Origin of the sequence: Streptomyces sp. NPDC050509 (genome assembly GCF_044457965.1) — a bacterium.
Taxonomy (GTDB): domain Bacteria; phylum Actinomycetota; class Actinomycetes; order Streptomycetales; family Streptomycetaceae; genus Streptomyces.
In genome coordinates this window covers 398,380-411,547 of record NZ_JBITHL010000007.1, presented here as the reverse complement: position 1 = coordinate 411,547, position 13,168 = coordinate 398,380, and the positions used below count along the sequence as shown (strand labels likewise).

The following is a 13,168-nucleotide window of genomic DNA, read 5'->3' as shown; positions in this document are numbered from 1 at the left end:
TTACCTAAAACGATTCAATTTTTCGGAGTGAGGGGCGAGCTATGCCTACGTCGGGGAGCGTCGACAGACGCGGCCTGCTCAAAATCGCGGGCGGCTCACTGGCCGCACTCGGCCTCACAGCGGCCGGCTGCGGTTCCGGAAGTGGATCGAGCGGCGGGAACGTCACCATCCGGTACGCGTGGTGGGGCTCCGAGGACCGCGCGAAGCGGATCAACCGGACGATCGCCCTCTTCGAGGAGAAGTACCCGAAGATCAAGGTCAAGACGGACTTCCAGCCCTACCTGGACTTCTGGAAGAAGTTCAACACCCAGGCCTCCGGCGGCAATCCGCCCGACGTCTTCCAGAACGCCGTCGGCTTCCTGCGCAAGTACGACCAGAAGAACGTCCTGCTCGACCTGAAGCAGCAGGTGAGCGCGGGCAACCTCAGCATGGACGGCTTCCGGGCCGGTCTCGACACCTTCGGCGAGGTGGACGGCAAGCTCCTCGGGGTGCCGGTCGGCAGCAACTCCATGGCGCTGGTCATCGACGAGAAGGTGTACGAGAAGGCGGGCATCGCCCCCAAGCCCGGCTGGACCTGGGACGACTTCGACGCCGCGATGCGCAAGATCCGCGACACCCAGGGCATGGCGGGCGACAGCGGGATGTACGGCGTCATGTACCTCTACGACCTCTACCTCCGCCAGCACGGCAAGGCGTTCTTCACCGAGGACGGGCTCGGGTTCACCGAGGCCGACCTCACCCAGTGGTGGACCAAGGCGTACGACGGGGTGAAGTCGGGCGTCTACACGGACCCGAAGAAGATCGCGCAGATCAAGCCCAAGTCCGCGGTGGCCGCCCAACTGGCCGCCGGGGAGTTCACCTGGGACAACTTCACCGTCCGCTACACCGCCGAGGGCAAGAGCGACTACGGTCTCGCCCCGATCCCCACGACCGACGGCAAGAAGACGGGCCAGTACCTCGGCTCGCTGATGCTGAGCGGGTCCCGGCGGACCAAGCACCCCAAGGAAGTCGCCCAGTTCATCAACTTCATGGTGCACGACCCCGAGGTCGCGAAGATCATGGGCTACGACCGCGGTGTGCCCACGACCACCGCCCAGTACGAGGCGTTCAAGCCCACCGACGAGGTGAACCAGCGGATCGCCGCGTACGAGCAGCAGCTCGTCGACACCGGCGTGCTGGAGCCGATCACCCCGCACCCGGCGGGCGCGGACGTCGCCGAGTCGGCCTTCCTGCGGATCGCCGAGGAACTCGCCCTGGGCAAGCGGCCGGTGGACGACGCGGTGAAGCAGTTCTTCACCGAGTCGAACACGGCGCTCGGCTCCTGATGGGACCCACGGTGGTGAGCGGGGTGCCCACCGCGGCGGAGCCCGGAGCCCGGGACCGCGCGGCCACATGGGCCGGCCAGGACAGCCCCGGACCCCCCGCCGCCCGACGGCGGGGCCGCCGGGAGAACCTGGCCGGCCTGCTCTTCATGTCCCCCTGGATCGCGGGCTTCCTGATCCTCACGGCGGGGCCGATGATCGCCTCGCTCTACTTCGCCTTCACCGACTACAACCTCTTCGACGCCCCGAAGTGGATCGGGTTCGACAACTTCACCGAGATGTTCGGGGACGCCCGCTGGCGCCACTCGGTCTCCCTGACGCTGTGGTACGTGGTCGTCGGCACCCCGCTCAAACTGGCGGCGGCCCTCGGCGTCGCGCTGCTCCTCAGCCAGAAACGCCGCGGACAGGCCTTCTACCGCGCCGCGTTCTACGCCCCGTCCCTGATCGGGGCGAGCGTCTCCATCGCCATCGTCTGGAAGGCGATCTTCTCGGACGACGCCGTGGTCGACCGGGCGCAGCGGCTCTTCGGCCTTCCGGCGGGCGGCTGGGTCGGCGACCCGGACATGATCGTGTACAGCCTGGTGGCGCTCACCGTCTGGCAGTTCGGCGCGCCCATGGTGATCTTCCTCGCCGGGCTGAAGCAGGTGCCGGTCTCGCTCTACGAGGCCGCGGAGGTCGACGGCGCGGGACCGCTGCGCCGGTTCTGGAACATCACCCTGCCGATGATCTCGCCGGTGCTCTTCTTCAACGTCCTGCTGGAGACCATCCACTCGTTCCAGATCTTCGGCTCCGCCTACATCCTCGGTGGCGCGGGCGGCACCTGCGGCCCGGCCGACGGCACGCTCGTCTACACCTGTTACCTCTACATCCAGGGCTTCGAGAACAGCCGGATGGGGATGGCCTCGGCCATGGCCTGGATGCTGCTGCTCGCGGTCGGACTGGTGACCGCGGTGCTGTTCTGGTCCCAGAAACGCTGGGTGCACTACGAGGAGGCGAGCCGATGAGCACACCGCGTACGCAGTCGTCCCCGCGCCCGGCGCCCGGCCCGGCCGTACCGCCCGGATCGCCCGGGCCGGGTCCGGACCCGGCCGAGGCCGTACGGGCGGCCTTCCGTCGCCGGAGCGCCGGCTCGCTGGCCTGGCACCTCGGCTCGCTGGCCGTCCTCGCGATCGTCCTCTACCCGGTGTTCTGGGTGATCGGCGGCTCGTTCAAGCCGAACGACCAGATCGTGGGCAGCCTGGACCTCTTCCCGGTGGCCCCCATCACCGAGAACTACACGCGCCTCGCCGACGGTATCGCGGACATCCCGATCACCACCTTCTTCGTCAACTCGACGGTCCTCGCCCTGGGTTCCGTCGCCGGGGTGCTGATCTCGTGCTCACTGGCGGCCTATGCCTTCGCCCGGATCCGGTTCGCGGGGCGCAACCTGCTCTTCGCGCTCATGATCGGGACGCTGCTGCTGCCGTACCACGTACTGCTGATCCCGCAGTACGTGCTCTTCCAGAAGCTCGAACTCATCAACACCTACACGCCGTTGCTGCTGGGCAAGTATCTGGCCACGGACGCCTTCTTCGTCTTCCTGATGATGCAGTTCATGCGGAACCTGCCGAAGGAGCTGGACGAGGCGGCGCGGCTGGACGGCTGCGGACACGCGCGGATCTACTGGTCGATCGTGCTGCCGCTCTGCCGGCCCGCCCTGATCACCAGCGCGATCTTCACCTTCATCAACGCGTGGAACGACTTCATGGGCCCGCTGATCTATCTCAACGAGCCCGAGAAGTACACCGTTTCCCTCGGACTGAAGATGTTCGTCGACCAGGACGGGGTCGCCAACTACGGCGGCATGATCGCGATGTCGCTCATCGCCCTGCTCCCCGTGCTGCTCTTCTTCCTGGCGTTCCAGCGCTACCTGATCGACGGCATGGCGACCTCCGGACTGAAGGGCTGAGCCGCTGCGATGAGCCAGACCGTCCACCTCTCCGAGGCCCGGGCCGAGCGGCGCCGTACGGCCCGCCAGGACTCCCGCTTCCTGCGGGCGTTCGCCGTGTTCGCCGAGGCCCTGCTCACCGGCGTGTGGATCGCGCTGGCCTCGCTGCCCCTGCTCACCTTCCCCGCGGCGTTCGCCGCCGGCGCCTCCCACCTGCGCCGGGTGCTGGACCACGAGGCCGCCACCCGGCGGGAGTTCCTGGCGGACCTGCGCTCCGCCGCCCGGCGCGGCTGGCTCGTCGGGGCGGTCGGCTGGGCGGCCCTCTGGCTGCTCTGGGCCGATCTCACCGTGGTACGGGCCGGGCTGCCCGGCGGCGCCTTCGCCGGCACGGTCGGGGTGCTCGCCTTCCTCGGCGTGTGCGTCGCCGGACTGCGGGCCGCCGCGTCATGGCGGCCCGGAGCGTCGTGGCGGGTCCTGCTGCGCGCGGCGGCCCGCCGTACGGTCGCGGACCCCGCCGGGTCGCTGCTGCTGATCTGCGGCCTCGCCGTCGTACCGGTCTCGGCGTGGTTCGCCACCCCGCTGGCGGCGCCCGCACTCGGCGTGGTGACGGCCGCGGCGCTGGCCGTGGAGCGCCGCCACCGTACCGGCTGACCTCCCTGCCGCAACCGAACCCGCGACCGCAAACCGCGACCGCAAACCGCAACCGCGCCCCGCGCCCCGGTCGGCGCGGGGCGCGCGTCTCCGCATATGTCATGTGCATGCAAATGCCGAGGAAGGATTGCCGATGTCACCGATCCCTCGCAGGTCCCTGCTCAAGGCCGCCACCGTCGCGGGCGCGGCCACGCAGTTCAGTTGGGCGCTCGGCGGGAGCCAGGCCCAGGCCGCGGAGGCCTCCGCCGCGGCGGCCGACGCCCCCGTCACGGTCCGCTGGCTGGAGGACGAGGGCCCCGGGGCCGCGCCAGGATCCACCTTCGGTGTGCCGTGGCCCCGCGGCGCCCACCCGGCCGGCACGGCGTTCGCCCTCGCCACCGGGGACGGCGAGGCCGTCCCCGTACAGACCTGGCCCACCGCCTACTGGCCCGACGGCTCCCTCAAGTGGACCGCCCACGCCGTCGGCATCGAGTCCACGGACCCCGGCGTGGTCGCCGCCGCCGAGCGCTTCACCCTCGCCGCGGGCCGGCCCGCCGCCCCCGCGAAGAAGGTCACCGTCACCGAGACCCGGCGGAAGATCACCGTCGACACCGGTGTCGTCAAGGCCGTCATCCGCAGGGACGGCGACCAGCTCGTCGAGTCCCTGACCCGGGGCACCACGAGGATCGCCACCGACGGCCGCCTGGTCCTGCTGCGCCAGGGCGAACTGGGCAATCTGGACCTCGACGACGCGGGCAGCGCCAAGTGGGAGCGGTTCGACGGCGAGATCGGCGCCGCCGAGGTGGAACAGGACGGCCCCGTCAGGGCGGTGGTCCGCATCGACGGCAAACACCGCCGGGGGAGCCGCGGTTGGCTGCCCTTCAGCGTCCGGCTCTACTTCTACGCCAACGCCGACTCCTTCCGTATGGTCCACACCATCACCTACGACGGCGAGCAGACCGCGGGCCGTACGAAGGGCGACTTCATCCGCGGCCTCGGCGTCCGCTTCTCCGTACCGATGCGCGACGCCGCGTACGACCGCCACATCCGTGTCGCCGGCGAGGGCAAGGGCTTCCTCACCGAGGCCGTCCAGGGCATCACGGGACTGCGCCGCGACCCGGGCGCCGCCGTCAGAGCCGCGCAGGTCAAGGGCGAGAAGCTGCCCGACCCGGCCACCTGGGACCAGCGGGTCACCACCCGCCTGCAGTACATCCCCACCTGGGGCGACTACACCCTCTCCCAGCTCTCCGCCGACGGCTTCACCCTGCGCAAGCGCACCAAACCGGGCCACGGCTGGATCACGGCGGGCGGCGGCGGCCGGGCCTCCGGCTTCGGTTACGTCGGCGGGGCGAGCGGCGGACTCTCCTTCGGGCTCCGCGACTTCTGGCAGAAGCACCCCGCGCAGCTCGACATCCGGGGCGCGGCGGGCGACGAGGCCGAGGTCACCCTCTGGCTCTGGTCGCCCGAGGCCCGCCCCATGGACCTGCGCTTCTACCACGACGGGATGGGCCAGGACACCTATCCCGAACAGATCGAGGGCCTCAACATCACGTACGAGGACTACGAGCCGGGCTTCGGCACCCCGTACGGCATCGCCCGCACCAGCGAGCTGATGTTCTGGGCCAACGCGGCCACCCCCACCGCCGCCGAACTCGTCGCCCAGTCGCAGGCCGTACGCACCCCGCCGCAGCTCGCCGCGAGCGCCGAAGACCTCAGCAGGGCAGGGGTGTTCGGCGGACTGTTCGCCCCCGTCGACCGCTCGGAACCCGCGAAGGCGAAGATCGAGGACCAGCTCGACTTCCTCTTCACCTACTACCAGGAGCAGGTCGAGCAGCGCCGCTGGTACGGCTTCTGGGACTACGGCGACTTCATGCACAGCTACGACGAGAACCGCCACCAGTGGCGGTACGACGTCGGCGGCTACGCCTGGGACAACTCCGAACTCTCGCCCGACCTCTGGCTCTGGTACGCCTATCTCCGCTCGGGCCGCTCCGACATCTTCCGCTTCGCCGAGGCGCTGACCCGGCACACCGGCGAGGTCGACGTCTACCACCTCGGCCAGTGGGCGGGACTGGGCACGCGCCACGGCGTCCAGCACTACGCGGACAGCGCCAAGCAGCAGCGCATCTCCACCGCCGTCTACCGCCGCCCGTACTACTTCCTCACGGCGGACGAACGGGTCGGCGACCTGATGCGCGCGCAGGTCGACTCCGACGAGACCTTCCTCGTCCTCGACCCCATCCGCAAGATCCGCACCGAGCCGTACGAGCCCGACCGCAACGCCCTGTCGATCGGCTTCGGCACCGACTGGAGCGGGCTCGCGGCGGGCTGGCTCACGGAGTGGGAACGCCGGGGCCCGCAGGCGGCCAAGGCCGAGGCGCGGCTGCGCTCCACCATGGAGACGATCGCCGCGCAGCCCAACGGCTTCGTCCAGGGCTCGGGGCTCTACGACCTGGACACCGGGAAGTTCGCGGTCCCCGGCACACCCGTGGTCAGCGTCTCCCACCTCTCCTCGATGTTCGGCCTCGTCGAGATGTGCGCGGAGCTGATCGGCCTCATCGACCTGCCGGCGTTCAAGGACGCCTGGCTGGACTACTGCCGCTACTTCAACGCGACCAAGGCCGAACAGCGCGAACGGTACGGCTCCGACTTCGGCAGCCTGCTCCTCTTCCAGGGCCACTCGCGCCAGGACGCCTACGCGGCGGCCCAGTTGGGCGACGAGAAGCTGGCGGCGCGCGCCTGGCAGAAGTTCTACGACAGCGACGCGTACACCTCGGCGATGGTCTGGGACAAGAAGCGCATCGAGGGCCCGGACGTGCTCGAACCGGGCTGGGAGAACCTGCGGGTCAACAGCAACGAGACGGCGCTGTTCGGGCTGGCGGCGATCCAGAACCTGGCACTGGTGGGCGACAGCATCCCGAAGAAGTAGGGGAGGGGACCCCATGGAAGAGGAACAGGAACGCGCACGAGCGAGGAGACGCGGCACCCTCGCCCGGCACACCGGCGCGCTGGTGCTGGCCGCCCTCACGGCGGCGACGGCCCTGTCGTCCCCCGCCCAGGCCCGCCCACCGCGCCTGCCCGCCGGGTGCGCGGGCACCTCCCCGGTGGTCTGCCACATCGACGTGCCACCGGGTACGTACGAGGTGTCGGCCCTGCTCGGCGGCGCCACGGCGGGCTCAACCGGCGTCTCGGCGGAGACCCGCCGGACGATGCTGGACGAAACGGCGACCGCGGCGGGCCGGACCGTACGGCGCGGCTTCACCGTGGACGTACGCGAACCCGAGGGCGAACCCACGGGCCCGAGCGGCACCCCCGGGCTCGACCTGCGCTTCGACGGCGCGGCGCCCCTCCTGGCGGGGCTCCGGGTCACCCCGGCGCCCCGTACGCCCCAGCTCTTCCTGGCCGGTGACTCGACGGTCTGCGACCAGGCGGGCGAACCGTACACGGGATGGGGCCAGCAGCTCCCGCAGTACCTCCGCAGCGGCATCTCGGTCGCCAACTACTCGGATTCGGGGGAGGGTTCGCAGTCCTTCCTGGACACGCCCGCGCTCTTCCCCGCCGTCGAGTCCCGGGTGGGCCGCGGCGACCTGGTCCTCGTCCAGCTCGCCCACAACGACAAGCAGACGCCCGCCGACGTCTACCGCGCCAACCTCACGGAGCTGACGGACCGGGTCAGGGCCAGGGGCGGCCGGCCCGTCCTGGTCACCCCGATCGTCCGCCGCTGGTTCAACGCCGACGGGACGCTCGACAACGGCACGGCCCTGAACGTGAACGGCCTGGGCGTCGACCTCCCGGCCGAGATGCGCGCCCTCGCCAGGGACCGGAACATCCCCCTCGTCGACCTCACGGCGCTCACCAAACACCGGGTGGAGGAGCTGGGCCCCGAGGCGTCCAAGGCGCTCTTCCTCTACGACGAGAAACGCGACAACACGCACACCTCGGTCAGGGGAGCGACGGAGTTCGCCTCCCTCGTCCTCGGGGAGCTGCGCGCACAGCGGCTGATCCCGGCAAGGGTGGTGCGCTGACCGCCGGCATCCCGACCCGCGGGTCCGCGTGAATACCTGACAGAAGATGTCGGGTATTCACGCCATCATCGTGCTGGCGCCGCCACTTCAGGCGCCGGCACGACAGTGGTACGTGGACACGGAAGGACAGACACACATGTCAGCAAGGCTGGACGGCAAGGTCGCGCTCGTCGCGGGAGCGACCCGGGGAGCGGGCCGGGGCATCGCGGTGGAACTCGGCGCGGCAGGCGCCACGGTCTACGTGACCGGCCGCAGCACCCGCAAGCAGCGCTCGGATTACGACCGCCCCGAGACCATCGAGGACACCGCCGACCTCGTGACCGAGGCGGGCGGCCACGGCATCGCCGTCCCGACCGACCACCTGGTCCCTTCCCAGGTCCGCGCCCTGGTGGACCGCATCGCGTCCGAACAGGGCCGGCTCGACCTCCTCGTCAACGACATCTGGGGCGGCGAGAACCTCTTCGAGTGGGACGTCCCCGTATGGGAGCACGACCTCGACAACGGGCTGCGGCTGCTCCGGCTCGCGGTGGAGACCCACGCGATCACCAGCCACCACGCCCTTCCCCTCCTCCTGCGGAACGAAGGCGGCCTGGTGGTCGAGATGACCGACGGCACCGCGGAGTACAACCGCGACACCTACCGGAACTCGTTCTTCTACGACGTCGCCAAGGCCGCCGTCCTGCGGATGGCCTTCGCGCTGGGCCACGAACTGGGATCACGCGGCGGTACGGCGGTGGCCCTGACGCCCGGGTGGATGCGGTCGGAGATCATGCTGGAGCAGTTCGGCGTGACCGAGGGATCATGGCGCGACGCACTGGAGCAGGTGCCGCACTTCTGCATCTCCGAGACCCCGCGCTACGTCGGACGGGCCGTGACCGCCCTGGCCGCCGACCCCGCGGTGAACCGGTGGAACGGGCAGTCGCTGTCGAGCGGCGGGCTCGCGGAGGTCTACGGCTTCACGGACGTCGACGGCAGCCGGCCGGACGCCTTCCGCTACCTCGTCGAGGTACAGGACGCCGACAAGCCCGCCGACGCGAGCGGCTACCGCTGAGCGGGCCCGCACGGTGACCCGTTCGTGCCGGTGACCCCTCACCCCGTCCAGCGGTAGCGGCGCTCCGGGCGGCCCGTACCGCCGTAGCGCAGGGAGATCTCAGCGCGGCCCGTCGTCGCGAAGTACTCCAGGTAGCGGCGGGCGCTCACCCGGGAGAGGGCTCCCGCCGCCGCGCACTCGGTGGCGGAGAGCCCCTCGGTGTTCTCCCGCAGGACGCGTTCCACCAGCTCCGCCGTGTGCGGGGCCAGGCCCTTCGGGAGGCCACGGCTGCCCGGCGGGCGGGCGCCGAAGATGTGGTCGACGTCCTCCTGGCGCGCCTCGCCCAGACCGGCCAGCCGGCTCCGCAGCGACGCCACGTGCTGAAGCTGCTCCTGGAGCGCCGTCCGGTGGAACGGCTTGATCAGATAGTGCAGCGCGCCCGCCCGCAGCGCCGCGCGGATCAGCTCCGCGTCCCGTGCCGCCGTGATGAACAGGGCGTCGACCGTGCCGGCCCGGCCGTCCCGCTCCTCCGCCGCCCGCAGCTCCCGCAGGACCGCGATCCCGTCCATGTCGGGCAGGTAGATGTCGAGCAGCACCAGGTCGGGCCGGAGCCGTTCGGCCGCGCGCAGCGCCTCGGCGCCGCTGTGCGCCACACCGACGACCGTAAAGCCGTCCATCGCGGACACATAGCGGCTGTGCAGCTTGGCGACCATGAAGTCGTCGTCCACCACCAGCACTTTCATCACGCGCACACGCCAGGGCCTGCTCCGGGTTTCCCCGCGGCGTCGCGAAGCCTGGCACGCGCGCTCGCGGCGTTGCCGAAACGCCCACGTAGCTCCGCTACGAGGACGCTCCAGCGCCTTGCGATCGCACGCACCAGACACCGCTCCTTCTCCCACGGGGAAACCCGGAACAGACCCTAAGCCGCGACCACAACGACCACAACGTCCGTTGATTCCGGAAGAGAGACAGCTTGTTAACGCGCAGGCAACATGTGGCCCACTTCACACCACCTTCCGAAGGGCGGCACACGTGCGATTGCGCACCCCTCTGGCCCTGCTCGGGTCGGCACTGCTGGTGCTGGTGGGGCCGCCGCTGCTCACCTCGGGCAGTGGCACCGACACCGGCACGCAGATACCCGGCCTGCGTTTCATGGTCCCCAACACCCCCGGCGGCGGCTACGACATCACGGCCCGCACCATGGCCAAGAACGCCGAGGACGCCGAACTCACCCACAACATCGAGGTCTTCAACCTGCCCGGCGCGGGTGGCACCGTAGGGCTCACCCGGCTCGTCGGTGAGCACGGCAACGGCAAGCTCGCGATGTCCATGGGCCTCGGGGTGGTCGGCGCCGTCCACACCAACAAGTCGCCCAAGACCCTCGCCGACACCACTCCGATCGCCCGGATCACCGAGGAGTCGGACATCGTCGTCGTCGGCAAGGACTCCCCGTACCGGACGATGGACGACCTGGTCACGGCCTGGAAGGCCAACCCCGCCAAGGTCCCGGTCGGCGGCGGCTCCTCGCCCGGCGGGCCCGACCATCTCGCCCCGATGCTGATGGCGAAGGCCGCCGGTATCGCGCCGAAGACCGTCAACTACGTACCGTTCGACGGCGGCGGCGAACTCCTCGCCTCCATCCTCGGCAACAAGGTCGCCTTCGGCGTCTCCGGCGTCGGCGAGTACCTCGACCAGATCGAGTCCGGGGAGCTGCGGCTCCTCGCCGTCACCGGACCCGAGCGGCTGCCGGGCCTGGACGCCCCCACCCTGCGCGAGGCCGGTCTCGACACCGACTTCACCAACTGGCGCGGCATCGTCGCACCGCCCGGCCTCTCCGGCGCCGAACGCGACAAGCTGCTGGCCTTCTTCGAGAAGCTGCACGACTCGCCCCAGTGGCGGGAGTCGCTCAAGAAGAACGGCTGGGCCGACGCCTTCCTCACCGGCGACGAGTTCGGTGACTTCCTCGCGAAGGAAGACCGGCGCGTCGACTCCGTTCTCAAGGAGCTGGGACTGTGACACCGCCCACCGACACCCCGGACACGCCGAACGCCCCTGACGCCCCGGGCACTCCGAACACGCCTGGCGCCGTCGCGGCCACGGCAGGCCCCCGCGACGCCCGCTCCTGGCTGCGCGAACACTCCGAGCTCGGCGTCGGCCTGCTGCTGCTCGCCCTCGGCGTCCTCGTCCTCACCGACGCCCTCACCATGACCGTCGACCTCACCCAGCGCGGCCCCGTCGGCCCGAAGACCGTCCCCGTCGTCGTGGGCACCGGGCTGCTCGTGGTCGCCGTACTCCTCACCCTCGATGTGCTGCGCGGCGGCCGGGGCGAGGCCGAGGGCGGCGAGGACATCGACCTCGCCGAGCCCAGCGACTGGCGCACCGTCCTGCTGCTCGCCGGGGTCTTCCTCGCCAACGCCGTCCTCATCGGCCCGCTCGGCTTCCCCATCTCCGGCGCCCTGCTCTTCTGGGGCTCGGCGTACGCGCTGGGCAGCCGCCACTACGACCGCGACCCGCTGATCGCCGCGGGGCTCTCCCTCCTCACCTACTTCGTCTTCAACAACCTGCTCGGTGTCCCCCTCCCCGGTGGCCCGCTGATGGGGGTGCTGTAACCGATGGACTCCCTCAACTCCCTCATCGACGGCTTCGGTACCGCGCTCACGCCGATGAACCTGCTCTGGGCCGCGATCGGCGTGCTGCTCGGCACCGCGATCGGCGTCCTGCCCGGCATCGGCCCCGCCATGGCGGTCGCGCTGCTGCTCCCGGTGACGTACGGACTCGAACCGACCGGCGCGTTCATCATGTTCGCCGGCATCTACTACGGCGCCATGTTCGGCGGCTCCACCACCTCCATCCTGCTCAACACCCCGGGGGAGAGCGCCGCCGTCGTGGCGGCGATCGAGGGCAACCCGATGGCCAAGGCGGGCCGGGGCGCCCAGGCGCTCGCCGCGGCGGCCGGCGGGCACTTCGCGGGCGGCATGATCGGCACGATCCTGCTGGTCGTCCTCGCCCCGACCGTCGCCTCGCTCGCCGTCGACATCGGCGCCCCCGACTACTTCGCGATCATGGTGCTCGCCTTCATCGCCGTGACGTCCGTCCTCGGCTCGTCCCGGATCCGCGGCCTCGCCTCCCTCCTCATCGGCCTCACCCTCGGACTGGTCGGGCTCGACCAGATGACCGGCCAGCAGCGGCTCACCTTCGGAACCCTCCAACTCGCCGACGGCATCGACGTGGTGATCGTCGCGGTCGGCCTCTTCGCGATCGGCGAGGCCCTGTGGGTCGCCGCCCATCTGCGCCGCACCTCGGGCGAGGCGATCCCGGTCGGCCGCCCCTGGCTGGCGAAGAAGGACCTCCGCCGCACCTGGCGGCCGTGGCTGCGCGGGCCGCTCATCGGCTTCCCGTTCGGGGCGATCCCGGCCGGCGGCGCGGAGATCCCCACCTTCCTCTCCTACGTCACCGAGAAGCGGCTCTCCCGGCACAAGGACGAGTTCGGCAAGGGCGCCATCGAAGGCGTGGCGGGCCCCGAGTCGGCCGCGTCCGCCTCGGCGGCCGGCACGCTGGTCTCGATGCTCACCCTCGGACTGCCCACGACGGCCGTCGCCGCGGTGATGCTCGCCGCCTTCCAGCAGTACGGCATCCAGCCGGGACCGCTGCTCTTCGAACGTGAACCCGACCTGGTCTGGGGGCTGATCGCCTCCCTCTTCGTCGGCATGGTGCTGCTGCTCGCGCTCAACCTCCCGCTCGCTCCGGTCTGGGCCAAGCTGCTGCGCATCCCGCGCCCGTACCTCTACGCGGGGATCCTCTTCTTCGCGGCGGTCGGCGCGTACGCGGTCGGCGGCGAGGCGCTCGACCTGGTCATCCTGCTGATCATCGGCCTGATCGGCTTCGGGATGCGGCGCTACGGCCTGCCCGTGCTGCCCGCCGTCATCGGCGTCATCCTGGGCCCGGCCGCCGAACAACAGTTGCGGCGCGCGCTCCAGATCAGCGACGGGAGCGTGACCGGCCTGGTCAACACCCCGTTCTCGGTCACGGTGTACGCGGTGATCGTGCTGCTCCTGGCCTGGCCGGGGATACGGAAGCTGATCGCGGCGCGCCGGAGGCCGGCGTCGTAACGTAGCGGTGTGACTCCCGTCGCGGGTGTCCCACCGACGGGAGTGCCCGTCCGACGGAACGCCCGCCCCTACGACTCCGGGGCGGGCGTTCTCCCTTCGGGGACGTGGCCGAGCTCGGCGTGCGG

The 13,168-nt window shown here is 70.8% G+C and carries 11 protein-coding genes; 10 read left to right on the top strand and 1 reads right to left on the bottom strand.

Annotated elements, in window-relative coordinates:
- Window positions 1–41: 41 nt before the first annotated feature.
- From ACIBJC_RS22235 to ACIBJC_RS22205, 7 genes are all read left to right on the top strand, one after another.
- The gene (locus ACIBJC_RS22235; RefSeq protein ID WP_399295011.1) at window positions 42–1,325 is read left to right on the top strand and encodes an ABC transporter substrate-binding protein; all 1,284 of its coding nucleotides are present in this window, start codon (window positions 42–44) and stop codon (window positions 1,323–1,325) included.
- On the top strand, window positions 1,325–2,326 hold the full coding sequence (locus ACIBJC_RS22230) for a carbohydrate ABC transporter permease (protein ID WP_399295009.1): 1,002 nt from the start codon (window positions 1,325–1,327) through the stop codon (window positions 2,324–2,326). Before ACIBJC_RS22235 ends, ACIBJC_RS22230 begins: the two co-directional genes overlap by 1 nt.
- A complete protein-coding gene (locus ACIBJC_RS22225; protein WP_399295007.1) occupies window positions 2,323–3,270 on the top strand; it encodes a carbohydrate ABC transporter permease in 948 nt (315 codons plus the stop codon). Before ACIBJC_RS22230 ends, ACIBJC_RS22225 begins: the two co-directional genes overlap by 4 nt.
- Window positions 3,271–3,279: 9 nt before the next feature.
- Window positions 3,280–3,900, top strand: coding sequence for a hypothetical protein (locus ACIBJC_RS22220; protein ID WP_399295005.1), 621 nt, complete (start codon window positions 3,280–3,282; stop codon window positions 3,898–3,900).
- Window positions 3,901–4,033: 133 nt separating this feature from the next.
- The gene (locus tag ACIBJC_RS22215; RefSeq protein ID WP_399295003.1) at window positions 4,034–6,808 is read left to right on the top strand and encodes a Tat pathway signal sequence domain protein; all 2,775 of its coding nucleotides are present in this window, start codon (window positions 4,034–4,036) and stop codon (window positions 6,806–6,808) included.
- A gap of 13 nt (window positions 6,809–6,821) precedes the next feature.
- Window positions 6,822–7,904 carry a rhamnogalacturonan acetylesterase gene (locus ACIBJC_RS22210; protein ID WP_399295002.1) on the top strand — a complete coding sequence of 361 codons (1,083 nt, stop codon included), beginning with the start codon at window positions 6,822–6,824 and terminating at the stop codon, window positions 7,902–7,904.
- Window positions 7,905–8,040: 136 nt separating this feature from the next.
- A complete protein-coding gene (locus tag ACIBJC_RS22205) occupies window positions 8,041–8,955 on the top strand; it encodes an SDR family oxidoreductase (RefSeq protein WP_399295000.1) in 915 nt (304 codons plus the stop codon).
- Window positions 8,956–8,993: 38 nt separating this feature from the next.
- Here the strand turns inward: ACIBJC_RS22205 and ACIBJC_RS22200 are convergent, their stop codons facing one another.
- The gene (locus ACIBJC_RS22200) at window positions 8,994–9,677 is read right to left on the bottom strand and encodes a response regulator (protein ID WP_399295189.1); all 684 of its coding nucleotides are present in this window, start codon (window positions 9,675–9,677) and stop codon (window positions 8,994–8,996) included.
- 289 nt (window positions 9,678–9,966) lie between these two features.
- On the opposite strand from ACIBJC_RS22200, the gene ACIBJC_RS22195 reads away from it, so the two are divergent.
- From ACIBJC_RS22195 to ACIBJC_RS22185, 3 genes are all read left to right on the top strand, one after another.
- Complete coding sequence (locus ACIBJC_RS22195) at window positions 9,967–10,950, top strand: Bug family tripartite tricarboxylate transporter substrate binding protein (RefSeq protein WP_399294998.1); 984 nt, start codon at window positions 9,967–9,969, stop codon at window positions 10,948–10,950.
- 110 nt (window positions 10,951–11,060) lie between these two features.
- Complete coding sequence (locus ACIBJC_RS22190) at window positions 11,061–11,543, top strand: tripartite tricarboxylate transporter TctB family protein (protein WP_399295187.1); 483 nt, start codon at window positions 11,061–11,063, stop codon at window positions 11,541–11,543.
- A gap of 3 nt (window positions 11,544–11,546) precedes the next feature.
- On the top strand, window positions 11,547–13,043 hold the full coding sequence (locus ACIBJC_RS22185) for a tripartite tricarboxylate transporter permease (RefSeq protein ID WP_399294996.1): 1,497 nt from the start codon (window positions 11,547–11,549) through the stop codon (window positions 13,041–13,043).
- Window positions 13,044–13,168 lie beyond the last annotated feature (125 nt).

What these genes read in the sequence shown, in the direction of transcription:
- ACIBJC_RS22235 (WP_399295011.1), top strand. Translation starts at nt 42, where the DNA reads ATGCCTACGTCGGGGAGCGTCGACAGACGCGGCCTGCTCAAAATCGCG.
- ACIBJC_RS22230 (WP_399295009.1), top strand. Translation starts at nt 1,325, where the DNA reads ATGGGACCCACGGTGGTGAGCGGGGTGCCCACCGCGGCGGAGCCCGGA.
- ACIBJC_RS22225 (WP_399295007.1), top strand. Translation starts at nt 2,323, where the DNA reads ATGAGCACACCGCGTACGCAGTCGTCCCCGCGCCCGGCGCCCGGCCCG.
- ACIBJC_RS22220 (WP_399295005.1), top strand. Translation starts at nt 3,280, where the DNA reads ATGAGCCAGACCGTCCACCTCTCCGAGGCCCGGGCCGAGCGGCGCCGT.
- ACIBJC_RS22215 (WP_399295003.1), top strand. Translation starts at nt 4,034, where the DNA reads ATGTCACCGATCCCTCGCAGGTCCCTGCTCAAGGCCGCCACCGTCGCG.
- ACIBJC_RS22210 (WP_399295002.1), top strand. Translation starts at nt 6,822, where the DNA reads ATGGAAGAGGAACAGGAACGCGCACGAGCGAGGAGACGCGGCACCCTC.
- ACIBJC_RS22205 (WP_399295000.1), top strand. Translation starts at nt 8,041, where the DNA reads ATGTCAGCAAGGCTGGACGGCAAGGTCGCGCTCGTCGCGGGAGCGACC.
- ACIBJC_RS22200 (WP_399295189.1), bottom strand. Translation starts at nt 9,677, where the DNA reads ATGAAAGTGCTGGTGGTGGACGACGACTTCATGGTCGCCAAGCTGCAC.
- ACIBJC_RS22185 (WP_399294996.1), top strand. Translation starts at nt 11,547, where the DNA reads ATGGACTCCCTCAACTCCCTCATCGACGGCTTCGGTACCGCGCTCACG.